Annotated in this window: 24 protein-coding genes; 19 read left to right on the top strand and 5 right to left on the bottom strand. The window is 62.5% G+C overall.

Going from position 1 to position 21,172, the window contains the following annotated elements:
- Positions 1 to 37: 37 nt before the first annotated feature.
- The 5 genes from RBA40_RS20100 to RBA40_RS20080 all read left to right on the top strand — a co-directional run bounded on the left by RBA40_RS20100 (position 38) and on the right by RBA40_RS20080 (position 4,764).
- Positions 38 to 967 (top strand): branched-chain amino acid ABC transporter permease, encoded by a 930-nt coding sequence (locus RBA40_RS20100; RefSeq protein WP_306649524.1) that lies wholly within the window; start codon positions 38 to 40, stop codon positions 965 to 967.
- 21 nt (positions 968 to 988) lie between these two features.
- Positions 989 to 2,197, top strand: a complete 1,209-nt coding sequence (locus RBA40_RS20095; RefSeq protein ID WP_306649523.1) for an ABC transporter permease subunit — start codon at positions 989 to 991, stop codon at positions 2,195 to 2,197.
- Between the two features lie 21 nt (positions 2,198 to 2,218).
- Positions 2,219 to 2,992, top strand: a complete 774-nt coding sequence (locus RBA40_RS20090; protein WP_099875497.1) for an ABC transporter ATP-binding protein — start codon at positions 2,219 to 2,221, stop codon at positions 2,990 to 2,992.
- A complete protein-coding gene (locus tag RBA40_RS20085) occupies positions 2,989 to 3,714 on the top strand; it encodes an ABC transporter ATP-binding protein (RefSeq protein ID WP_306649522.1) in 726 nt (241 codons plus the stop codon). Before RBA40_RS20090 ends, RBA40_RS20085 begins: the two co-directional genes overlap by 4 nt.
- Positions 3,715 to 4,158: 444 nt before the next feature.
- Positions 4,159 to 4,764 (top strand): hypothetical protein, encoded by a 606-nt coding sequence (locus tag RBA40_RS20080; RefSeq protein ID WP_306649521.1) that lies wholly within the window; start codon positions 4,159 to 4,161, stop codon positions 4,762 to 4,764.
- A gap of 120 nt (positions 4,765 to 4,884) precedes the next feature.
- Here RBA40_RS20080 and phaP read toward each other — a convergent pair whose 3' ends face one another.
- Entirely contained in the window at positions 4,885 to 5,451 is a 567-nt protein-coding gene (gene phaP / locus RBA40_RS20075) for a TIGR01841 family phasin (protein WP_306649565.1), read from the bottom strand.
- 366 nt (positions 5,452 to 5,817) lie between these two features.
- Between phaP and RBA40_RS20070 the strand changes: the two genes are divergently transcribed.
- From RBA40_RS20070 to pbpG, 3 genes are all read left to right on the top strand, one after another.
- Positions 5,818 to 6,723, top strand: coding sequence for a DMT family transporter (locus RBA40_RS20070; RefSeq protein WP_306649520.1), 906 nt, complete (start codon positions 5,818 to 5,820; stop codon positions 6,721 to 6,723).
- Positions 6,724 to 6,731: 8 nt separating this feature from the next.
- Positions 6,732 to 7,427 (top strand): nitroreductase, encoded by a 696-nt coding sequence (locus RBA40_RS20065; protein WP_306649519.1) that lies wholly within the window; start codon positions 6,732 to 6,734, stop codon positions 7,425 to 7,427.
- Positions 7,428 to 7,580: 153 nt separating this feature from the next.
- Positions 7,581 to 8,660, top strand: a complete 1,080-nt coding sequence (gene pbpG, locus RBA40_RS20060) for a D-alanyl-D-alanine endopeptidase (protein ID WP_306649518.1) — start codon at positions 7,581 to 7,583, stop codon at positions 8,658 to 8,660.
- 100 nt (positions 8,661 to 8,760) lie between these two features.
- Here the strand turns inward: pbpG and RBA40_RS20055 are convergent, their stop codons facing one another.
- Positions 8,761 to 9,543 (bottom strand): IclR family transcriptional regulator, encoded by a 783-nt coding sequence (locus tag RBA40_RS20055; protein WP_306649517.1) that lies wholly within the window; start codon positions 9,541 to 9,543, stop codon positions 8,761 to 8,763.
- Positions 9,544 to 9,691: 148 nt separating this feature from the next.
- On the opposite strand from RBA40_RS20055, the gene RBA40_RS20050 reads away from it, so the two are divergent.
- From RBA40_RS20050 to RBA40_RS20035, 4 genes are all read left to right on the top strand, one after another.
- On the top strand, positions 9,692 to 10,078 hold the full coding sequence (locus RBA40_RS20050) for a diacylglycerol kinase (protein ID WP_306649516.1): 387 nt from the start codon (positions 9,692 to 9,694) through the stop codon (positions 10,076 to 10,078).
- Between the two features lie 120 nt (positions 10,079 to 10,198).
- Entirely contained in the window at positions 10,199 to 10,759 is a 561-nt protein-coding gene (locus tag RBA40_RS20045) for an RBBP9/YdeN family alpha/beta hydrolase (protein WP_306649515.1), read from the top strand.
- A gap of 43 nt (positions 10,760 to 10,802) precedes the next feature.
- Positions 10,803 to 11,441, top strand: a complete 639-nt coding sequence (locus RBA40_RS20040) for a peroxiredoxin (protein WP_306649514.1) — start codon at positions 10,803 to 10,805, stop codon at positions 11,439 to 11,441.
- 112 nt (positions 11,442 to 11,553) lie between these two features.
- On the top strand, positions 11,554 to 12,327 hold the full coding sequence (locus tag RBA40_RS20035) for a sulfite exporter TauE/SafE family protein (RefSeq protein WP_306649513.1): 774 nt from the start codon (positions 11,554 to 11,556) through the stop codon (positions 12,325 to 12,327).
- Here RBA40_RS20035 and RBA40_RS20030 read toward each other — a convergent pair.
- Positions 12,324 to 12,743, bottom strand: coding sequence for a hypothetical protein (locus RBA40_RS20030; RefSeq protein WP_306649512.1), 420 nt, complete (start codon positions 12,741 to 12,743; stop codon positions 12,324 to 12,326). The genes RBA40_RS20035 and RBA40_RS20030 overlap by 4 nt on opposite strands.
- 227 nt (positions 12,744 to 12,970) lie before the next feature.
- Here RBA40_RS20030 and cysT point away from each other — a divergent pair, with 227 nt between their 5' ends.
- The 7 genes from cysT (at position 12,971) to RBA40_RS19995 (ending at position 19,021) form a co-directional block, all read left to right on the top strand.
- Complete coding sequence (gene cysT, locus RBA40_RS20025) at positions 12,971 to 13,822, top strand: sulfate ABC transporter permease subunit CysT (RefSeq protein WP_306649511.1); 852 nt, start codon at positions 12,971 to 12,973, stop codon at positions 13,820 to 13,822.
- Entirely contained in the window at positions 13,819 to 14,763 is a 945-nt protein-coding gene (cysW, locus tag RBA40_RS20020) for a sulfate ABC transporter permease subunit CysW (RefSeq protein WP_099875512.1), read from the top strand. Before cysT ends, cysW begins: the two co-directional genes overlap by 4 nt.
- Positions 14,760 to 15,833 carry a sulfate/molybdate ABC transporter ATP-binding protein gene (locus RBA40_RS20015; RefSeq protein ID WP_099875513.1) on the top strand — a complete coding sequence of 358 codons (1,074 nt, stop codon included), beginning with the start codon at positions 14,760 to 14,762 and terminating at the stop codon, positions 15,831 to 15,833. The genes cysW and RBA40_RS20015 overlap by 4 nt, the downstream gene beginning before the upstream one ends.
- On the top strand, positions 15,830 to 16,768 hold the full coding sequence (locus RBA40_RS20010; protein WP_099875514.1) for a CysB family HTH-type transcriptional regulator: 939 nt from the start codon (positions 15,830 to 15,832) through the stop codon (positions 16,766 to 16,768). Before RBA40_RS20015 ends, RBA40_RS20010 begins: the two co-directional genes overlap by 4 nt.
- A 173-nt stretch (positions 16,769 to 16,941) precedes the next feature.
- A complete protein-coding gene (locus RBA40_RS20005) occupies positions 16,942 to 17,217 on the top strand; it encodes a hypothetical protein (protein ID WP_208640123.1) in 276 nt (91 codons plus the stop codon).
- A gap of 10 nt (positions 17,218 to 17,227) precedes the next feature.
- On the top strand, positions 17,228 to 18,451 hold the full coding sequence (locus RBA40_RS20000; protein WP_306649510.1) for a DUF2325 domain-containing protein: 1,224 nt from the start codon (positions 17,228 to 17,230) through the stop codon (positions 18,449 to 18,451).
- Positions 18,452 to 18,562: 111 nt separating this feature from the next.
- Entirely contained in the window at positions 18,563 to 19,021 is a 459-nt protein-coding gene (locus RBA40_RS19995; RefSeq protein ID WP_306649509.1) for an SRPBCC domain-containing protein, read from the top strand.
- Between the two features lie 45 nt (positions 19,022 to 19,066).
- Here RBA40_RS19995 and RBA40_RS19990 read toward each other — a convergent pair whose 3' ends face one another.
- Both RBA40_RS19990 and RBA40_RS19985 read right to left on the bottom strand, forming a co-directional pair.
- The gene (locus RBA40_RS19990) at positions 19,067 to 20,113 is read right to left on the bottom strand and encodes an aldo/keto reductase (protein ID WP_306649508.1); all 1,047 of its coding nucleotides are present in this window, start codon (positions 20,111 to 20,113) and stop codon (positions 19,067 to 19,069) included.
- A gap of 10 nt (positions 20,114 to 20,123) precedes the next feature.
- A complete protein-coding gene (locus RBA40_RS19985; RefSeq protein WP_306649507.1) occupies positions 20,124 to 21,161 on the bottom strand; it encodes a quinone-dependent dihydroorotate dehydrogenase in 1,038 nt (345 codons plus the stop codon).
- Positions 21,162 to 21,172 lie beyond the last annotated feature (11 nt).

Here is a 21,172-nt window from a genome sequence, read left to right as displayed (position 1 = left end):
TGCCGTTTTTGTTAGAACGAAATAAAATGAGGTCATCATGGATACCTTTATCCAACAAATTATCAACGGCCTTGTGCTCGGCAGCATGTACGCTCTGGTCGCGCTGGGCTACACCATGGTGTACGGGGTGCTCAACCTCATTAACTTTGCCCACGGCGACGTGCTGATGATCGGGGCCATGGTCGGCTTGTCCATCCTCAAGGGGCTGGAAATCGTGGCGCCCGGCTTGCCCGGCTATGCGAACCTGGCCATTGCCATCGCCGGCGCCATTCCGGTGTGCATGATCGTCAATGTCCTCATCGAACGGGTCGCTTACCGGCGCCTGCGCAACGCCCCCCGCCTTGCCCCCCTGATTACCGCCATCGGCATTTCCACCCTGCTCACCACGTTCTCGATGATGATCTGGGGCCGCAGCCCGCTATCGTTCCCGCAACTGCTCTCGAGCGAGCCGCTGCATATCGGCGGCGCCGTGATTTCCCAGACCCAGGTGCTGTTGCTGGCGCTGGCGGCCATGTCGATGGGCGCGCTGGTGCTGCTGGTCGAAAAAACCAGGCTGGGACGCGCCATGCGCGCCACCGCCGAAAATCCCCGCGTGGCCGGTCTGATGGGCGTCGATTCGAACAAGGTCATCGTGGCCACCTTCGCCATCGGCGCGGCGCTGGCCGCCGTGGCCGGCGTGATGTGGGGCGCCAACTATTCCTCGATCCAGTTCGCGATGGGCTTCCTGCCCGGCCTGAAAGCGTTCTCGGCCGCGGTACTGGGCGGCATCGGCAATATTTACGGCGCCATGATCGGCGGCATCCTGCTCGGCCTGATCGAAGCGCTCGGCGCCGGCTATATCGGCGACCTGACCGGCGGCTTTTTGGGCAGCCATTACCAGGATATCTTCGCTTTCGTGGTCCTGATTATCGTACTCACGATCCGGCCCTCCGGCATCATGGGCGAACGCGTCGCCGACCGCGCCTGACCGGAACAGAAAAGGAACATCATGGCTCTGCTCTCATTCGACCTTGAAAACCATCCGCGCCAGGCCCGCATCAGCATGGTCGCGCTGCTGCTGACCTTGCTGATCTTCCCCTTCGTTGCCCAGCAATTCGGCAACTCGTGGGTGCGCATCATCGACATGGCCCTGCTGTACATCATGCTGGCGCTGGGATTGAACATCGTGGTCGGCTTCGCCGGCCTGCTCGACCTCGGCTACATCGCGTTCTTTGCGGTCGGCGCCTACATGACGGGCCTGTTGGCTTCGCCGCAATTTGCCGCGCTGCTCGAATCGGTGGTCAACCAGTATCCGGTGTTCGGGGAATGGCTGGTCGCGATCATGGGGGCGGAAATCCGGGAAACCGGGATTCACCTGTCGGTCTGGCTGATCGTGCCCCTGGCGGCGGCCACGGCCGGTTTCTTCGGCGCCCTGCTCGGCGCCCCCACGCTCAAGCTGCGTGGCGACTACCTGGCCATCGTGACCCTCGGTTTCGGCGAGATCATCCGCATTTTCATGAACAACCTGAACGACCCGATCAACTTCACCAACGGTCCGCAGGGCATCAACCTGATCGATCCGATCCGCATTTTCGGCGTCTCGCTGGCTGGCGAACCGGGCTCGAAAGCGACCGTCTTCATCGGCAGTTACGGCATGCCGTCAGTGAACGCTTACTATTTTCTGTTCCTGTTCCTGTGCATCGCCATCGTGTTCGTCACCACGCGCCTGCAGCACTCGCGCCTGGGCCGCGCCTGGGTGGCGATCCGCGAAGATGAAATCGCCGCCAAGGCCATGGGCATCAACACCCGCAACGTCAAGCTGCTGGCGTTCACCATGGGCGCCTCGTTCGGCGGCGTGGCCGGCGCCATGTTTGCCTCGTTCCAGGGCTTCGTGTCGCCCGAATCGTTCTCGCTGACCGAATCGATCGCCGTGCTGGCGATGGTGGTGCTGGGCGGTATCGGCCACATTCCCGGCGTGATCATGGGCGGCGTGCTGCTCGCGGCCTTGCCGGAAGTGCTGCGCCACGTGGTCGAACCGCTGCAGATGACCCTTTTCGGCAAGGTGCTGATCGAAGCGGAAGTGCTGCGCCAGCTGCTGTACGGCCTGGCGATGGTGCTGATCATGCTCAACCGTCCGGCCGGCCTGTGGCCCGCTCCCAAGCACGAAGACCGGCCCGAGGCCGCCGAAACCAACAAAACCGGCGAGTTGCCGGCCTGATGGCGGCGTAAGGATATCCAGATGAGCGAACAAGTCATTCTCAATATTTCCGGCGTCAACAAGCGCTTTGGCGGTTTGCAAGCGCTGACCAACGTCGGCATCAAGATCATGCGCGGCCAGATTTACGGCCTGATCGGGCCGAACGGCGCCGGCAAGACCACCTTTTTCAATGTCATTACCGGGCTGTACCAGCCCGACACCGGCACTTTCGAGCTGGCCGGGAAACCTTATTCGCCGTCGGCCCCGCATGCGGTGGCCAAGGCCGGGATCGCCCGTACCTTCCAGAACATCCGCCTGTTCGGCGAGATGACGGCGCTGGAAAACGTGATGGTCGGCTGCCACGTGCGCACCCATCAGGGCGTGTTCGGCGCCGTGTTCCGGCACAAGGCGGCGCGCCTGGAAGAAGCGGCGATTCGCGCGCGGGCGCAGGAATTGCTCGATTTCGTGGGGATCGGCGCGTATGCCAAGCGCACCTCGAAATTTTTGTCCTACGGCGACCAGCGCCGCCTCGAAATCGCGCGCGCGCTGGCGACCGAGCCGCAACTGCTGGCGCTGGACGAACCGGCCGCCGGCATGAACGCGACCGAAAAGCTGGCGCTGCGCGAACTGCTCATCAAGATCAAGCAGGAAGGCAAGACCGTGCTGCTGATCGAGCACGACGTCAAGCTGATGATGGGCTTGTGCGACCGCATCACCGTGCTCGAATACGGCAAACCGATCGCGGAAGGCTTACCGGCCGACATACAGAAAAATCCGGCAGTGATCGAAGCCTACCTGGGAGGTGCTCACGCATGAGCGACAATATTCTGAGAATCCAGGGCTTGAAGGTGGCGTATGGCGGCATCAAGGCTGTCAAGGGCATCGACCTGGAAGTGAACAAGGGTGAGCTGGTGACCCTGATCGGCGCCAATGGCGCCGGCAAGACCACCACCTTGAAAGCCATCACCGGCACCTTGCCGGACTGCAAGGTCGAAGGCGTGATCAGCTATATGGGCCAGTCGCTCAAGGGCAGCAAGTCGTTCGAGCTGGTGCAGAAAAAACTGGCCATGGTGCCGGAAGGGCGGGGCGTGTTCACGCGCATGTCGATCCACGAGAACCTGCTGATGGGCGCCTACACGCGCGACGACAAGGCTGGCATCGAGGCCGATGTGGAGAAGTGGTTTTCGGTGTTTCCGCGCCTCAAGGAGCGCGCGGCGCAGATGGCGGGCACCCTGTCGGGCGGCGAGCAGCAGATGCTGGCGATGGCGCGCGCGCTGATGAGCCACCCGAAGCTGTTGCTGCTCGACGAGCCATCGATGGGCCTGGCGCCGATCATGGTGGAAAAGATTTTCGAGGTGATCCGCGACGTGCACAAGCAGGGCATCACGGTCCTGCTGGTGGAGCAGAACGCGAAGCTGGCGCTGGAAGCGGCCAACCGCGGCTACGTGATGGATTCGGGCGCGATCATCATGGGCGGCAATGCGCAAGACATGCTGCACGATCCGCGCGTCAAGGCAGCCTATCTGGGCGAGGAATAGGGGGCGGTTTTTTCGCAGGACGGTTACATCGTTTGACCGGTTTCTCTTCATTGCAGGGCAGGCGCCATGCCATGCCCATCTCGTTGCAATTTCCCAGCCTGGGACCATGGACTCGGCGCGCTGTTGCCCATGGAGCATGTGAGCGGGCACTCCGGGCCGCTGCCGTGGCCCGTCCTGACCCCGGGCGGGAACTCGCTTTCCGTCCAAAATTACTCTAGATAAATCACGAACCGGCATCGACGGCGGCATCGCCGCGTCGTCCCGCCGCGACCCGGGCGATTTGCCGCTGGCGCGCTGATGGTCAAAGGGAGAACACGGAATCAGGCATACAGTAAGAATGGGTATTGATTAACCTTGACTAAATGTCATGTGCATCATATCAAAACCTGCTGCGCCAGCGCTGTTGGCTGGCGATGCTTTTTGCTGTGTTTTAAGGGGAATGAGATGATGAAACTTCTTGCAGGCGTTCTGGCCGTCGCTGCCAGCGCGAGCGCCGGCGCTGCCGCGCCTACCGGTCCCAATATCATGCAGGTCGACGTCCGGCTGACGGGTGACCAATATATCACGTCACGCAACGGCCTCTACCGGCTGGTCATGCAAGGCAACGACGGCAACCTGGTCCTGTACGCCGTGGGCGGGGGATTGATGATTCCGACCGGGTTCAGGTCGAAACCGGGCGGCTCGTATGCGGTGGTGCAGTACGACGGCAATTTCGTTGTCTACAAATCAAACGACACCTGGCATTGGACTTCCCGGACGGGCGGACGGGCGACTGCCGCGTATATCATGGTACTGGGCGAGGACGGTTCGCTGACTGTGCGTAATCCGGAAAACGGCGACGACAGATTATTCTTCAGGGATGAAAAGGTGGAAATCGATTCCTGGGGGTGGGTGCATAAGTTCCGGCCCGAAGTGCCATATCCTACCCGCAAAGGGACTGGTCCCGCCTGCGTCGACTCCATTGTCCTGGCTCGGACCGGTGCTCTTGCGACGACGATAGCGAATAATCGAGGGGAAACGCTGGGCAAGTGCACCGATCCGCCTTACTAACGATGCCGTCGTCCCGGCATCGGCCAAATCCGCGCCCGCGCGGGGCCGACGCAGCATGCGACAAGCCATAAAAAAACCCCGCAACGCGGGGTTTTTTTACTTCAGCAACACTGCGCTGGATTAGCGCTTGGTGGTACGTGCAGCAACGTTCTGTGCAGCCTGGGTGAACTGCGATACCGCTGCGTTCACATTGGTTTCCATGGCTTCTTTAGCTTGCTTGGCGGTCTTGGTCAGCTGCTCGTAGCCAGCGTTGGCATTGCCGATCGATGCCTTGATGGCGGCAACGACGTTTTCCGAACCGGCCGGTGCATTCTTGCTCACTTCGTCAACCAGCGAAATCACCTTGCGGTTGGTTTCGGCGATCTGGAATTCGGCAGCCTTGCTGAACTCAGCCTGGGTGCCGGTGGCGATAGCGGCCAGCTGGCGGCTGTACGACATGGCTTTTTCAGCCGTTGGCTGCGCCTGGGCGGCGGTCAGCGAGAAAAATTCTTGTGGATCCTTGGCCGACAGCAGTTGCTTGGTAGCGATCGACGACTCTTCCAGCGTTGCCTTGGCAGCGGTGATGTTCAGCTCGACCAGCTTTTCAATGCTTTCAAACGCTTTCGACGTCAGTGACGAATACAGCGCGAACTGCGATTCGAAGTTAGCTTTGGTGGCGTTCGAAAACTGCTCAGGGATTGCAAACATATATATTCTCCAAATAATAATTAATTGTATTGTTGATAAATGCTGCGTTGAACCGGTGAGGCAGAAAAACCTGTCAAGCCAAGGCTGAACAATAGGATTGTGCAGCGCAACAAAGACCATTTTAATGATTTTTAGAGCAGTGTCAAGCGAATCTTGTGCAGTGCACAAATCTCCGGCCCTCGGAAGAAACGGCTTGCCCGGAGGCTGAAAATGCGCTGCCGCGCATGCCCTCAAGCAGCCTCGTGTCATAGACAAAATGGGCCTTGGTAACATGGCAATGGCGCGCATGCTAGACTCGCTGCTCGCGCAGTTCAACCTCTTGATGCGGCGCCTTGACGTTTTGACGTCGATGGCGGCTATTGATATATGTCAAACGAAGCTTTAAAAAATGCTGCGCCGCGCCACAGTGCGCCCTGGCTGTCGCCAATGCCGGTGTTTTTCGTCCTATTGTGGAGTACAGGCTTCATTGTCGCGAAGTTCGGCTTGCCCTATGCGCCGCCGCTGACCTTCCTGCTGCTGCGCTGTGTTGCCGTGCTGGTGGTCTTGCTGCCCATCGTCCTGATCTGGAAAGCGCCCTGGCCCAAGGGCAGCATCGGCCATATCGCCGTGGCCGGTCTGTTGCTTCAGGCCGGCTACCTTGGCGGCGTCTGGTGCGCGATCAAGCTCGGCATGCCGGCCGGGGTCACCGCCCTGATCGTCGGCATGCAACCGATCCTCACCGCCGCTTGCGCTCCCCTGATCGGCGAAACGGTGCGTCCGCGCCAGTGGCTGGGCCTGCTCTTTGGCCTGACTGGCGTGGCCCTGGTCGTGTATGCCAAGATCACCCTGGTTGGTCTGTCGGGGCTGGCGATCGGTTTCAGCGTCATGGCGCTGCTGTCGATCACCGCGGGAACGATGTACCAGAAACATTTTTGCCCGCGCTTCGATTTGCGCACCGGCACCGTGATCCAGTTTGCGTCCACGGTGGCGGTGCTGTTGCCGGTCGCCATTCTGTTCGAGGGACTCGATCCAGGCCTCGCCAGCATCGAATGGACACCGCGTTTCATCGGTGCGTGGATGTGGTCGGTGTTTGCGCTGTCGATCGGCGCCATCTTCCTGCTGTTTCAGTTAATTCGCCGCAGCGATGCGACCCAGGTGACCAGCCTGCTGTACCTGACGCCGCCGACCACCGCCATCATGGCCTGGCTGATGTTCGGCGAAGCCTTCAGCTGGCTGGGCGTGGCCGGCATGGTCGTGGCGGTCATCGGTGTGGTGTGTGTCGTTAAAAAATAGGAGAAGCAATGTTGTTAAGTAAAGAGCAAGACATCGTGGACGCTGCCATCGGCTCGCGCCGTTCGATCCGCGCCTTCCTGCCGACCCCGGTCGCGCGCGAAGATATCGAGCGGATCCTGGAAGTGAGCGCTCGCGCACCGTCCGGCACCAATATCCAGCCATGGAAGGTCACCGTGCTGACCGGGCAGGCCAAGGACAAGCTGGCCGAAGCGATCCTGGCCGTGCATAACGATCCCGCGCTGGCCAAACAGCATGTGGAAGAATATCCCTACTATCCGCGTGAATGGACCTCGCCCTACATCGAGCGGCGCCGCAAGGTGGGCCTGGACCTGTATTCGCTGCTCGGCCTGGAGCGCGACAACAAGGCCGGCATGCACGCGCAGTTCGGCCGCAATTACCGCTTCTTCGATGCGCCGGTGGGGCTGATTTTCACCATCGACCGGGTGCTGGAGCAGGGCTCCTGGCTCGATTACGGCATGTTCCTCGAAAACATCATGGTCGCCGCGCGTGGCCGCGGCCTCGACACCTGTCCGCAGGCGGCCTTCACACCGTATCACCAGGTCATTGCCGAACATCTTCAGCTGCCCCCCACTGAGATGCTGGTATGCGGCATGGCACTGGGCTACGCCGATCCGGACAAGATCGAGAACACCCTGGTGACGGCGCGCGAACCGGTGGCAAGCTTTGTTCGCTTTATGGAATAAACGCGTACACTGTGTCCATGCAAGAAGCGGCCTGGCTACGCAATGTTGTAGCTCAGCACAAGACTTCCCCCGAATGTTAAATTCGCTTGCGATTGCTGAGCACTTTGCTAGACTGCAGCGATACTAGGTCAGCTCGCTTCAAAGGATTTCCAGATGTATAAGTTAGTGTTGAGCGCCATCGCTTCCCTGCTGTTAGTTTTCACGCCGCCGGTGGAAGCCAAGGTCAAGGCCAAGGCCAGGGCCGAGCGCACCACCAGCGCGGGCAAGGCCAAGAAGCATGTCGTGGTCAAGTCGCGCGTGCAGCGCCGCGAGATCGCATTGCGTCCGATGGCCGAAAGCCGCAACACGATGGTGCGCCGTACGGTCATGGTCCGTGGCAAACGCAAGGTGGTGTACCAGCGCGTGATCGTTGCCGCCTCGCTGCCCGAACGGGTGCGCCAGAGCGCGGGCGATCTGGCTGGCCTGAACCAGACACGCGATGCGCTCGACCTCAAGTCCAACGTCGCTTTCGTGCTGGACCAGAATAATGCCGAGGTATTGTTCGAGAAGAATGCCAATATCGCCTTGCCGATCGCCTCGATCACCAAGCTGATGACGGGTCTGATCGTGGTGGAGGCCAGGCAAGACCTGGACGAGGTCCTGACCATCACCGAGGATGACGTCGACCACGAAAAATTCACCAGTTCGCGCCTGCGCGTCGGTTCGCAGATGACGCGCGCCAACCTGCTGCATATTGCGCTGATGAGCTCGGAGAACCGGGCCGCGGCCGCGCTGGCGCGCAATTATCCGGGTGGGGTGGCGGGATTTGTCGCGGCGATGAATGCCAAGGCGTACCAGCTGGGAATGAACGATACGCGCTATGTCGATTCGAGCGGGCTATCGAGCCGCAATGTCGCCAGCGCGCGCGATCTGGCCAAGCTGGCCATGTCCGCTTATAACGAACCGCTACTGCGCCAGTATTCGACCGATCCGAAATCGACGGTCGATGCGGGCGGCAGGCTGATGCATTACAACAATACCAACTATCTGGTGGCGATGCCGGATTGGGATATCGGTTTGCAGAAGACCGGGTTTATTAATGAAGCGGGGCGCTGCCTGGTGATGCAGACCGTGATTCAGGGCCGCGCGGTGATCATGGTGTTCCTCGATTCGAAGGGCAAGCAATCGCGCACGGCCGATGCCGGGCGGATGCGGCGCTGGCTGGAAGCGTTACGGCCGCCGGGTTTGACTTAAGTGTGACTTATTTAGTACTACAACATCTTAAACCGTCATTTCTGCCATTGGCAGAAATGACTTCCCGCGCAGGCGGGAATGACGGACTTGAGGAAGACGCTTAAATCGCCGGCCCCGTATACCCCAGCGTCGCCGAAATCTGGCTCGCCGTCGTCACCAGATCCTCCAGCCATTCCTCCTGCAAGCGGTCAGCCGGCGCCGATATCGACAAGCCCGCAATCAGCTTGCCCGAATCGTCATGGATGCCCGCCGCCATGCAGCGCACGCCCAGTTCCAGCTCTTCGTTATCGCGCGCATAGCCGCGCGACCTGACCAGACTCAGCTCGCGTTCCAGCTTGCTCAGATCGGTAATCGAATTCTTGTTATGCCCCGCCAGCCCGGTGCGGGTGGCATACGCCCTGATCGCCTTCGGCTCGTCCACCGACAAAAACAGCTTCCCGGTCGAGGTCAGATGCAGCGGACCGCGGCCGCCGATCGCGCGCACCACCTGCATGCCGGAGCGCTCCGAAAACGCGCGATCGATATACACGATCTCATCCCCCTGGCGCACCGACAGATTGATCGTCTGCTGGGTCTTCTTGTGCAGCGAGCGCATGAAGTCGAGCGCCGCTTCGCGCACCGACAGCCGGCTCTTGACCACATTGCCCAGTTCCAGCAAGCGCATGCCGAGGCGATAGGTCCCCGGTTCGACCCGGTCCACGAAGCGCGTGATGACCATGTCATTGAGAATCCGGTGTGCCGTCGAGGGATGCAGTCCGGATACCTTGGACAATTCCTTCAAGCTCACCGGGTCGGTATAGTTGGCCAGCGCGTCGAGCAGGGCCACCATGCGCTCGATCACCTGAATCGAGGTTTTGGGCGCGTCAACGGTGTCGATTTTCATGATGTGGTTGGTGCAGTGCAGTATATGTCCTTACTTTATACCACAATGTGAAAAGGATTGGCAATTTCCCTGTGACGCGCCGCAAAGATGGCGCACCGGCGGCGGGGCGGGGCATAATGTGCATTACCTGTTATTTTGAAGAGTATCCATGACCCAGCCTGTCAGTGATTTTAAAAGTAAAAGCGGCTTCAAGCGCATTCTGGCCGCGACAAGCTATTCCATCGACGGTTTCAAATCCGCCTGGGCGCACGAACACGCGTTCCGCCAGGAACTGATGGTCGTGGTTGTCGGCGCCATCGTCGCGCTGGTGTTGCCGGTCTCGTCTTTCCAGAAACTGTTCCTGATTGCCGTGCTGGTGCTGGTGCTGATCGTCGAACTGATCAACTCGGCCATCGAAGCCGTGGTCGATCGCGTCTCGCTCGAACGCCATCCGCTGTCGAAGAACGCCAAGGATTTCGGCAGCGCCGCCGTCATGCTGGCGGTCCTGATCGCCATCGCCTCCTGGACCGTGGTGCTGTTCAACCGCTTCTACTAGTACCCGGAACGTATACCCTCAAGCGGCCCGCCATATGCGCGGGCGGTATATCGAAGCGCGAAACGATTCCTTCGCTTTCGCGCAGTCGCGCCGTATTCTGGTGGTCCAGGAGGTGGCGCCATGTCGGAACTCTTTCCCCATTTTCAAGTAATCGTGGTCAGCGGACTGCATGACAGCGGACCGGGCCATTGGCAGTCGCGCTGGCAGCACCTGCACCCGGAATTCGTGCGCGTGCGCCAGGATGACTTCGACCAGCCCGACCTGGCCGCCTGGGCCGCGCGGCTGGACCAGCAGCGCCGCGCCGATCCGCGTCCCGCGCTGCTGGTGGCGCACAGCTTCGGCTGCCTGACCGCCGTGCACAGCATCGCCCGCAACTGCGACGGCGTGGCCGGTGCGCTGCTGGTCGCGCCCGCCGATCCCGACAAGTTCGGCGTGGCCGACCGCTTGCCGGCGCTGCCGCTCGATTGCCCTAGCATCTTGATCAGTAGCGTCAACGATCCGTGGATGAGTGCGCCGCATGCGGCCTTGTGGGCGCGCCGCTGGGGCAGCGAGCTGGTCGAGGAGGGCAGGCTGGGGCACATCAATGCCGACTCGGGCCTGGGCGACTGGGCCGCCGGCCAACAATATTTGCAGCGGCTGGCCGAATTGGCGCACAATAGGTTGCTGGCTTTTTCGGCATGATTGACATCCGCCTACTACTTTTGACGAACGATTGGAGATCACAATGAGTTTACGTTTGGGCGATACCGCTCCCGATTTCGAGCAGGATTCTTCGCTGGGAACGATCAAGTTTCACGAATGGGCAGGCGACTCCTGGGTGGTGCTGTTTTCGCACCCGGCCGACTTCACGCCCGTCTGCACTACCGAGCTGGGCCTCACCGCCAAGCTCAAACCCGAATTCGACAAGCGCAACGTGAAAGCCATCGCCCTGTCGGTCGATCCGGCCGAACTGCACAGAACCTGGATCAAGGATATCGAAGAAACGCAAAAAACCGTGGTGGGCTTTCCGATCATCGCCGATGCCGACAAAAAAGTGGCGGCCCTGTACGACATGATCCACCCGGAACAGTCGGCCACGGCGACGGTGCGTTCGCTGTTCGTGATCGATCCTAACAAAAAGATCCGCCTGTCGATCACCTATCCGATGAGTACCGGGCGCAACTTCGATGAAGTGCTGCGCGTCATCGACGCCCTGCAATTGACCGATGCCTACACCGTGGCCACGCCCGGCAACTGGCGCGACGGGGACGATGTCATCATCCCGCTGAGCGTGCAGGATCCTGAACTGCTCAAGCAAAAATATCCGAAAGGCTACACGGCCGAGCGTGCCTATCTGCGCGTCACGCCCCAGCCGAACAAGTAAAGCAGGCCGCCGCGCGCCCCTTGCGCGGCGAAACGCATAAGCAAATAAGCTTTCCGTTGTTTGAATAACGGCTGAGTCCCTATACCCTTGCGGGTATTCTAGGGACTCATCCATGCAACTTACGTACATCATTTCAGGTTTCGCGGTCGGCCTGCTGGTCGGCATGACCGGCGTCGGCGGCGGATCCCTCATGACTCCGCTGCTGACCTTGCTGTTCGGCGTGCCGCCCTCGGTCGCCGTCGGCACCGACCTCGCTTTTGCCTCGATCACCAAATCGGCCGGTACCTTCACCCACCGCCTGCGCGGCACGGTGCGCTGGGATATCGTGCGCCACCTCTGCTTCGGCGCCTTGCCGGCCGCCGTGGCCACGACCCTGGCGCTCAAGCAGTTCGGCGCCCTCGACAAGGAAATCGGCCAGATCATCCGTTACTCCATCGCCGGCTCGGTCATGCTGACCGTGGTTGCGCTGCTGTTCAAAGGCAAGATGCTGGCGTGGGTCAACGCCAAGCCCGGGCGCCAGCTGCAGGGCAGGCCGCTGGCGGCCGCCACCATCATCGCAGGCGCGGTGCTCGGCGTGCTGGTCACGGTATCGTCGATCGGCGCCGGCGCCATTGGCGCCACCTTGCTCGTCATGCTGTATCCACGCTTGAGCGCGGCCGAAGTGGCCGGTACCGATATCGCCTATGCCGTGCCACTGACCGCGATTGCCGCCTTCGGCCACTGGTGGCTGGGTTCGATCAACTGGGGCCTGCTCGCCATGCTCCTGATCGGCTCGCTGCCGGGCATTACCCTCGGTTCCTGGGTGGCCAAGTCGGTGCCGGAAGGTTTCCTGCGCGCCTTGCTGGCGACCACGCTGACCCTGGTGGCGGCCAAACTGATCTATTAATCCGCGTCCGGAGCGCTCTTGCACGGCCACGCCTGCGCCACGCGCGCGCGCAGGGACGGGTCGGCGGCGACGATGGGCGCCAGCCAGCGCAGCACCGCCGCCGCTTCGTGGCGCAGTTCGGTCCACAGCGCAAACTCGCAGTTCAGCGCCGCGTTGACATACACCCGCACCAGCAGCTCGCGCTCGACCGGTGCCGCCCCCGTGGCGGCGCCCAGGCGCACGTAGGCCGCCACCAGCGCCTGCATGTCGCCGCCGCGCGGCAGCATCGGCGCCGGATCGCACACCTGCGCCCAGACGTGGAAGATGGCGCGCAGCGCCGGCGGCACCCGGACACTGAGCAACGCGTCCGGCGCCCGGCAATTGCCCGCCGTCGCCTGCTTGCCGGAACTCACCTGCAAACGGTCATGTAGGTCCATGCTTCCTCCTGGTCTGTGTTGGTCAGACCGCGCCGGCCCTAACCGGGTTCAGCCGTTCCGGACAGCGTTTGCGTCCGCTCAAGCCGCGCCTTTCTATGAGCGGGCAAACCCGTCGGTCAAATCCTAATAGCCTATCGATCTATGCAAATAAGAAATGCTTCGTTTGCGTTATGAGGTTCAAGTGCGATTATTGCCGCCTATTAGACGAATTTGTAATAAGAGGCCCCATGTCCGCCGTCCATCCCCTTCCGAGAAAAGCGCCGCGCCGGGTCTTGCCCGGCTTCGGCCTGACCCTCGGGTTCACCGTTTTTTATCTCTGCCTGATCGTCCTGATCCCGCTGTCGTCGGTCTTTCTCAAGACCTTCGCCATGACCTGGGAAGCGTTCTGGGAGGTGGTCGCGTCGGAGCAGGCGGTGGCCTCGTATCGCTTGAGCTTCGGCGCGTCCTTCGTTGCGGCGGTGATTAACACGGTCTTCGGCGGCATCGTCGCGTGGGTGCTGGTGCGTTACGAATTTCCGGGCAAGCGCTTCATGGACGCGCTGGTCGACCTGCCGTTCGCGCTGCCCACCGCGGTGGCCGGCATCACCTTGACCGCGCTGTACTCGAGCAATGGCTGGATCGGCAAGTACTTCACCGAACTTGGCATCAAGGTCTCGTACACGCCGCTCGGCGTGGTGGTCGCGCTCACCTTCATCGGCTTGCCCTTTGTGGTGCGCACGGTGCAGCCGGTGCTGGAAGACCTGGAAAAGGAACTCGAGGAAGCCGCCGCCAGCCTGGGCGCCAATGCCTGGCAAACCTTCACGCGCGTGGTGTTCCCGGCCGTGATGCCGGCCCTGCTGACCGGCTTCGCGCTCTCGTTCGCGCGCGCCACCGGCGAATTCGGCTCGGTCATTTTCATCGCCGGCAACCAGCCGATGATTTCCGAGATCACGCCGCTCCTCATCTACATCAAGCTCGAAGCGTACAACTACGCCGGCGCCACCGCCATCGCCGTGGTGATGCTGCTGGCCTCCTTTGCGCTGCTGTTGGCCATCAATCTGCTACAGGCGTGGACCCGCGCCAGGACGGGGAAAAAATGAGCACCGTGATTAACCAGGCGGGGTCGCCCGCCGCCAAAGGCGCCGCGCCCAAGCGCCGCTCGCTCAGGGACTGGTTCCTGCGCCGCTCGCACCCGCTCGAACCGGTCTGGGTCAGCCTGCTGCTCAAGCTGGTCGCCTTTGCGTTCCTGACCCTGTTCCTGTTCATTCCGCTGGCCGCCGTGTTTGCGGAAGCGTTCAAGAAGGGCATCGAGGTCTACGTGGCGGCCATCACCGACCCGGACGCCGTCGCCGCCATCAAGCTGACCCTGATCGTCGCCTTCATCTCGGTGCCGTTCAACCTGGTGTTCGGCGTGTGCGCGGCCTGGTGCATCGCCAAGTTCGAGTTCCGCGGCAAAGCCATTCTGCTCACGCTGATCGACCTGCCGTTTTCGGTCTCGCCGGTGATCGCGGGCCTGATCTATGTGCTCATGTTCGGCGCCCAGGGCTGGTTCGGCGGCTGGCTCGCCGCCAATGACATCAAGATCCTGTTCGCGGTGCCGGGCATCGTGCTGGCCACCGTCTTCATCACCTTCCCCTTCGTGGCGCGCGAACTGATTCCGCTGATGCAGTCGCAGGGCAACGAGGAAGAAGAGGCCGCGCTGGTACTGGGTGCCTCCGGCTGGAACACCTTCTGGCGCGTGACGCTGCCGAACATCAAATGGGGCCTGCTGTACGGCGTGATCTTGTGTAATGCCCGCGCGATGGGCGAGTTCGGCGCGGTGTCGGTGGTGTCGGGCCACATCCGCGGCGAAACCACCACCATGCCGCTGCATGTGGAAATCCTCTACAACGAATACAACTTCGCGGCCGCCTTTGCCGTCGCCTCGCTGCTGGCAATGCTGGCGCTGGTGACCCTGGCGATCAAAACCTTTGTCGAATGGCGTTTGCGCGAAACGATCGCGTTTCACGCCGAAGCACGCAACATGGAGCACGGATCATGACGATCGAAGTCAGTAACATCAACAAGCGGTTCGGCGATTTTGTCGCCCTCGACAACGTGTCGCTGCAGTTCCCTTCGGGCGAACTGACCGCGCTGCTCGGCCCTTCAGGCTGCGGCAAGACCACGCTGCTGCGCATCATCGCGGGCCTGGAGCATCCGGACAGCGGGCGCGTGCTGCTCGACGGCCAGGATGCGTCGGACCGCCACGTGCGCGAGCGCCAGGTCGGCTTCGTGTTCCAGCACTATGCGCTGTTCAAGCACATGACCGTGTTCGAGAACGTCGCCTTCGGGCTGCGCGTCAAGCCGCGCAAGGACCGTCCGAACGAACAGCAGATCCGCCACAAGGTGCAGCAGCTGCTCGAACTGGTGCAGCTCGACTGGCTGGCCGACCGCCATCCGCCGCAGCTCTCGGGCGGGCAGCGCCAGCGCATTGCGCTGGCGCGCGCGCTGGCGGTGGAACCGCGCGTGCTGCTGCTCGACGAGCCGTTCGGCGCGCTCGACGCCAAGGTGCGCAAGGAATTGCGGCGCTGGCTGCGCCGCCTGCATGACGACCTGCACGTGACCAGCATCTTCGTCACCCACGACCAGGAAGAAGCGCTGGAAGTGTCGGATCAGGTGGTGTTGATGAACAAGGGCCGGGTCGAGCAGCTCGGCTCCCCCGAGCAGGTGTACAACAATCCGGCTTCGCCGTTCGTGTACGGCTTCCTCGGCAATGTGAATCTGTTCCATGGACGCGTGAACGACGGCATCATGGCCAGCGGCGACGCCAGTTTTTCGGTGCCGGGCAATGCGTCGGCCACCAACGGGCAGGGGATCGCCTACGTGCGTCCGCACGATCTTGACATCGACCGCTATACGCCGGGCGCCGAAGGCATCGTCGTCAAGCTGCGCCGCGCGCACGCCATCGGTCCGCTGGCGCAGCTCGACCTGGAGCGCGCCGACAATGCCGAATTGATCGAAGCGGTCATTCCCAACGAGCGGTATCGCCAGTTGCAGTTGAAGGAAGGCGAAACCCTGGTGGTGCGTCCGCGCCGGATGCAGGTGTTCGTCGACCAGGGAGCGGCGATATGAATTTCCAACAACTGCGCTCGATCCGCGAAGCGGCCCGGCGCGGCTACAACCTGACCGAGGTCGCCAATGCGCTGTTCACGTCGCAGCCGGGTGTGAGCCGCCAGATCCGCGAGCTCGAAGACGAACTTGGCGTGGTGATTTTCGAACGCAACGGCAAGCGCCTGACCGGGCTGACCGATCCGGGCAAGGGCATCTTGAAAATCATCGACCGCCTGCTGGTGGAGGCCGAGAACCTGCAGCAGGCCAGCATGGAATACGCGGGCCAGAACAGCGGCACGCTGACCATCGCCGCGACCCACACCCAGGCGCGCTATGCCTTGCCGAAGGTGGTGCAGTCGTTCCGCAACGATTTTCCGGACGTGCGCATCGCGCTGCAACAGAGCGCTCCCGATCATATCGCCGAGTGGGTCTTGTCGGGCAAGGCCGATATCGGCATCGCCACCGAGGGCCTGTCGCAGTTCCCCGACCTGGTGTCGTTCCCGTGCTACCGCTGGAGCCATCTGATCGTGGTGCCGGACGGTCATCCGCTGCTCAATTGTTCGCCGATCCGGCTGGAAGACCTGGCCGGCTATCCGCTCATTACCTACGATGTGGGCTTCACGGGGCGCGGGCATATCGATGCGGCGTTCGCCAAGGCCGGGGTGCGCACCGACATCGTGCTGACCGCGATGGATTCGGACGTCATCAAGCAGTATGTAAGCCTGGGGATGGGCGTGGGGATCGTGGCCTCGATGGCGTTCGATCATGGCCGCGACAAGGGTTTGCGCGCGGTCGAAGCGTCGCACCTGTTCGCGCCGAATGTGACCCGCCTGGCGGTGCGGCGCGGCGCCTATCTTCGCGCGTATGCCTATCACTTCATCGAGCAGTTCGCGCCGGATGTCTCGCGCGCCGACATCGAGCGCGCGCTGGACGCCGACGCCCCGCGCGAAGCGTAGCCTGCCGGTTCTGGCACTGCCAGAACCGGCTTCCCGCCGGGTGCCGCCGTGGCGTGGGAACGACGTGCTTGCAAATGCGAATGATTCTCGTTTATACTTGATTTCAGCAAGCCATCCACCCCACGCATAGCCCGCCGCCGTTGCCAGCCACTGCATACCGTCAAGGAAGCATCGTGCCGAGCAAACATCCACAGAATCCAAGCGAACCTTGCCAGCATGTGACGATCGCCGACAGCACCATCGGCCACGTCAGCATCTGCCCCGAATGCAGCGTATTGCACCTGTCGTTGAACCATGTCTCGGTGCGCTTCACGCCGGAAGCGTTCCGCGCCTTGTCCGGCATGGTCGGCGACGCCCAGGCGCGGCTCGACCACGTTGCCCAGTCCAATGCCGCCGCCGCCGCCGCCGCCGTCATCGACGAAGCGCGCCACGGCCCCAAGCTGCACTAAGGAGACGCGTATGTGCGACCACGATGCCAAGAAGCCGCTCGCGCGGTTCTTCCCCCCTGACGGCGAACCGGCTTCGCGCACCTCGTCGTCGCGCCGCCAGCGTCTGTGGGAGCTGCCGGCCAATACCCACTGCCCGGTGATCGGCGTGTGCCTGCCGCTCGGCGTGCTGCGCAAGCTGGTGAACAAGGGCGTGCGCGGCCAGGCGCTGGCCGACGACTACGAAATCCACGTCGGCGCGGTGGCCGAATGCGCCACCCGCAATCGCATCTCGAACCTGCTGCAGGATGCGCTCGACCAGCGTTACGCGCTGGTGCTGCTGCGCTTTCGCGATGCCCGCAGCGGCGACGCCGTCATGCTGATGTGGCGCCAGGCGATCGCGCAGGGCGACGTGGCCGGTGCCTTCTGGGCCGCGCTGACGCACCCGCGCAGCGACTTCCTGGTGCAGGACACGGTGCTGCGCGAGATGCACATGATCCAGCATCAGGCCGGGGCCACCACGCGCATCGACCATGCGCGTTACCTGGAACTGCAGGAAGAGAATGCGGCGCTGGCGGCCGAACTGGCGCAGGCGCAGCAGCGCCACGTGCGCACGCTGGCGGACAAGGCGCGCGAGCTGGAACAGGCGCAGGCGCAGTTGATGAATGCGCGCGCCGAGCTGGTGGCGCGCGACAGCAAGTTTGCGTTCCTGCAGGCGGATATGGCGGAACTGAGCGCGTCGGTGCCCGATCTGGAAGCGCGCACGCGGCTCAAGCAGAAACTCGATGAAGCGGCGCAGCGCCTGGGCGCGCGCGATGCGCAGCTGGCGCAGTTGCGCCAGCAATTGGCGGCGTCCACGCGCCAGCTCGATGCCTTGCAGGCGGCGCGGCCGGTGGATGCGCCGGTGTGCGAGGAAGATGCGGCCGAGGCGATCGCCGCGGCGCAGCTGGTCGACAAAACCCTCCTGTGCGTCGGTGGCAGGAGCGCCAGCGTGGCCAGTTACCGCTGCATGACGGAGGAGGCGGGGGCAAGGTTCGCGCACCATGACGGAGGGCAGGAGCATGGGGCAGATTTGCTCGACGCGAACCTGGCGGCGGCCGATCTGGTGATTTGCCAGACCGGGTGCATCAGCCACAACGCGTACTGGCGTGTGAAGGAGCATTGCAAGCGCACGGGCAAGCAGTGCGTGTTCGTGGAAAATCCCAGCAGTACGAGCTTTTCGAGGGGGCTGCGGCAGATCGCGATATTGGCGGCATAGCGCCGTTCCCGCCGGGTGCCGCCCTGGCGTGAGCGGCTTTGCTACTGGTCAGGTGAGAGCGGCGTAAAATGTCTGCTCGCGCACAAGGCGTATCCCTTCAAGGAGATTCCTATGGTTGAGCTAGTTGCCAAGGCAAAAATGCCGATTCGATGCACCGCGACGCAAGCCTTCGACGCTTTCGTCCAGCCTGACCGCATCACAAGCTTCTGGTTGAAATCCGCAAGCGCTCCGCTCGGTCCCGGTGCCCAAGTGGAATGGCAGTTCATGGTTGCGGGCGCCAGCGAATGCGTGAACGTGACTGCATTCGAGCGGCCGCGCCACATTGCGTTCACGTGGACCGGGAGCGGCCTGTTCGTCGACATCAGCCTGGTCGAGCAGCAGGGCGGCATGACCGTTGTCGGCGTTGAGGTCCGCGGGTTCGACGGTGACGACGCAATGGATCAGATAGTGAACGCCACCGAGGGTTTCAGCATCGTCTTATGCGACTTGAAGGTCTTTCTTGAATCCGGCCGCCCGGCGAACCTGGTCAGGGACAAGGCGGCGCTGATCGAGCGCACCCGCGACGCCTGAACCAGGTCATTTACCGCGGCATATCGTGACGGAACGACGGGGCGATCACGCGCCCGGGTTGGTAATGCGGTCGTGGATCGCGTCGATCTCGGCCACCACTTCCGGGGTCAATGTCACCGACATCGCATCGATATTTTCCTTCAGCTGCGCCAGGCTGGTCGCGCCGATGATGGTCGAGGCCACGAACCAGCGCGAGTAGCACCACGCAAGCGCCATCTGCGTCGGCGTCATGCCGTTCGCGCGCGCCAGCGCCGCGTACTCCTTGACCGCAGCCAGCACCGGCGCGCGCAGATAACGCGGGCTCCACGACGCCGGAAAAATCGTCAACCGTCCGCTCGCCTTGGGATCATCCAGGTACTTCGCGCTCAACTGCCCGAACGCCAGTGGACTGTAGGCCAGCAAACCGACATCCTCGCGGTAGCAGGTCTCGTCCATCAGACTGGTCTCGAAACTGCGCGCGGTCAGGTTGTACAGGTTCTGGACGCTGGCGATGCGCGGCAAGCCGCGCATGTCGGCCTGCTTGACAAATTCGCTCACGCCCCACGCGCTCTCGTTCGACAAACCGACATGCTTGACCTTGCCGGCGTCGATCAGGCTTCCCAGCGCAGCGAGCGTCTCTTCGACCGGAATGGCTTCGCGCTCCTTGGTCGGGTCGAACGCGGTTGCGCCAAAAATCGGCACATTCCGGCTCGGCCAGTGCAGCTGGTACAAATCGATATGGTCGGTCTGCAGGCGCCGCAGGCTGTTTTCCACCGCCGTGCGCAGGCTGGCGGCGTCGAGGTTCTGCTTTCCTTCGCGGACCCAGTGCAGGTTCGGATTCGGCCCGGCCGCCTTGGTGGCCAAGACGATGTCGCCGCGCCTGCCGCTCTTTTTCAGCCAGCTGCCGATAAAGCGCTCGGTGTCGCCCTGCGTCTGGGGACGCGGCATGACCGGATACATTTCGGCGGTGTCGACAAAATTGATGCCGCGCTCGAGCGCGTAATCGAGCTGGCTGTGCGCATCGGCCTCGCTGTTTTGCTCGCCGAAGGTCATGGTGCCGAGGCAGATTTTGGAAACCTCGAGCGGGGTGCGTCCGAGCCTGGTCCTGATCATGGTGCGTTCCTTATGGTCGAAGGGCCTGCGCGCATTCGCGGATCAGGCCCGGTCCTTGATAGATCAGGCCAGTGTACAGCTGCACCAGCGAGGCGCCGAGATTGATCTTCTCTTTTGCATCGGCGCCGCGCATGATGCCGCCCACGCCGATGATCGGCAGCGCGTCGCCCAGTTCCTGGCGCAGCGCGCGGATGACGATGTTCGACAGGTCGTACACCGGTTCGCCCGACACGCCGCCGGTCTCCTGGCCATGCCGCATGCGGTCGACCAGGCGGTGACTGAGCGTGGTGTTGGTGGCGATGACGCCGTCGATCTTGTGGCGCAGCAGGGCCGCGGCGATATCCTTGATCTGGTCGCCGTCGACGTCCGGTGCGATCTTGAGCGCCAGCGGCACGTAGCGCTTGTGCTGGTCGGCCAGGCGCAGTTGCGCATCCTTGAGCCGCATGAGCAGCGCGTCCAGTTCCGACGCGCCCTGCAGCTGGCGCAGGTTGGCGGTGTTGGGCGAGGAGATATTGACCGTCACGTAGCTGGCGTACGGGTATACTTTTTCGAGGCAGTGCAGATAATCGTCAACTGCGTTTTCGATCGGCGTGCTGGCGTTCTTGCCGATGTTCAGGCCAAGTACGCCGCGCTTATCCTGATAGAACTTCGAGGCCTGCACATTGGCCACAAAGGCGTCGACGCCGCCATTGTTAAAGCCCATGCGGTTGATCACGGCGCGCTTGGCCGGGATGCGAAACATGCGCGGCTTGGGATTGCCCGGCTGCGGCTTGGGCGTGACGGTGCCCACTTCGATGAAGCCGAAACCGAGCGCCGACAGGCCGTCGATGTAGGCGCCATCCTTGTCCAGCCCCGCGGCCAGGCCGACCGGGTTGGGGAAGGTGATGCCCATGACGGTGCGCGGGTCGGGCGCGGGCTTTTTCATCAGACCGGTCAGGCCGATGGCAGCGGCGCTGCGCAGGGCGGGAAGGGTGACGTTATGCGCCGTCTCGGGCTTGAGCGCGAACAGCAGGGGACGACCTAAGGCATACAGCAGTTTCTGGGACATGGAGTGCTCGG

The organism is Massilia pseudoviolaceinigra (assembly GCF_030846505.1).
Classification (GTDB): Bacteria; Pseudomonadota; Gammaproteobacteria; order Burkholderiales; family Burkholderiaceae_D; genus Telluria_A; species Telluria_A violaceinigra.
This window is presented reverse-complemented; position numbering and strand designations above follow the sequence as displayed.

Bases quoted from the DNA above. Each gene is read 5' to 3' on its own strand.
- RBA40_RS20055 (WP_306649517.1), bottom strand. From the start codon at position 9,543: ATGAAAATCGACACCGTTGACGCGCCCAAAACCTCGATTCAGGTGATC.
- RBA40_RS20090 (WP_099875497.1), top strand. From the start codon at position 2,219: ATGAGCGAACAAGTCATTCTCAATATTTCCGGCGTCAACAAGCGCTTT.
- RBA40_RS20040 (WP_306649514.1), top strand. From the start codon at position 10,803: ATGAGTTTACGTTTGGGCGATACCGCTCCCGATTTCGAGCAGGATTCT.
- RBA40_RS20000 (WP_306649510.1), top strand. From the start codon at position 17,228: ATGTGCGACCACGATGCCAAGAAGCCGCTCGCGCGGTTCTTCCCCCCT.
- RBA40_RS20085 (WP_306649522.1), top strand. From the start codon at position 2,989: ATGAGCGACAATATTCTGAGAATCCAGGGCTTGAAGGTGGCGTATGGC.
- RBA40_RS20045 (WP_306649515.1), top strand. From the start codon at position 10,199: ATGTCGGAACTCTTTCCCCATTTTCAAGTAATCGTGGTCAGCGGACTG.
- RBA40_RS20100 (WP_306649524.1), top strand. From the start codon at position 38: ATGGATACCTTTATCCAACAAATTATCAACGGCCTTGTGCTCGGCAGC.
- cysW (WP_099875512.1), top strand. From the start codon at position 13,819: ATGAGCACCGTGATTAACCAGGCGGGGTCGCCCGCCGCCAAAGGCGCC.
- RBA40_RS20080 (WP_306649521.1), top strand. From the start codon at position 4,159: ATGATGAAACTTCTTGCAGGCGTTCTGGCCGTCGCTGCCAGCGCGAGC.
- RBA40_RS20095 (WP_306649523.1), top strand. From the start codon at position 989: ATGGCTCTGCTCTCATTCGACCTTGAAAACCATCCGCGCCAGGCCCGC.
- RBA40_RS20035 (WP_306649513.1), top strand. From the start codon at position 11,554: ATGCAACTTACGTACATCATTTCAGGTTTCGCGGTCGGCCTGCTGGTC.
- RBA40_RS20065 (WP_306649519.1), top strand. From the start codon at position 6,732: ATGTTGTTAAGTAAAGAGCAAGACATCGTGGACGCTGCCATCGGCTCG.
- phaP (WP_306649565.1), bottom strand. From the start codon at position 5,451: ATGTTTGCAATCCCTGAGCAGTTTTCGAACGCCACCAAAGCTAACTTC.
- RBA40_RS19995 (WP_306649509.1), top strand. From the start codon at position 18,563: ATGGTTGAGCTAGTTGCCAAGGCAAAAATGCCGATTCGATGCACCGCG.
- RBA40_RS20070 (WP_306649520.1), top strand. From the start codon at position 5,818: ATGTCAAACGAAGCTTTAAAAAATGCTGCGCCGCGCCACAGTGCGCCC.
- RBA40_RS20010 (WP_099875514.1), top strand. From the start codon at position 15,830: ATGAATTTCCAACAACTGCGCTCGATCCGCGAAGCGGCCCGGCGCGGC.
- pbpG (WP_306649518.1), top strand. From the start codon at position 7,581: ATGTATAAGTTAGTGTTGAGCGCCATCGCTTCCCTGCTGTTAGTTTTC.
- RBA40_RS20030 (WP_306649512.1), bottom strand. From the start codon at position 12,743: ATGGACCTACATGACCGTTTGCAGGTGAGTTCCGGCAAGCAGGCGACG.
- RBA40_RS20050 (WP_306649516.1), top strand. From the start codon at position 9,692: ATGACCCAGCCTGTCAGTGATTTTAAAAGTAAAAGCGGCTTCAAGCGC.
- cysT (WP_306649511.1), top strand. From the start codon at position 12,971: ATGTCCGCCGTCCATCCCCTTCCGAGAAAAGCGCCGCGCCGGGTCTTG.
- RBA40_RS19990 (WP_306649508.1), bottom strand. From the start codon at position 20,113: ATGATCAGGACCAGGCTCGGACGCACCCCGCTCGAGGTTTCCAAAATC.
- RBA40_RS19985 (WP_306649507.1), bottom strand. From the start codon at position 21,161: ATGTCCCAGAAACTGCTGTATGCCTTAGGTCGTCCCCTGCTGTTCGCG.
- RBA40_RS20015 (WP_099875513.1), top strand. From the start codon at position 14,760: ATGACGATCGAAGTCAGTAACATCAACAAGCGGTTCGGCGATTTTGTC.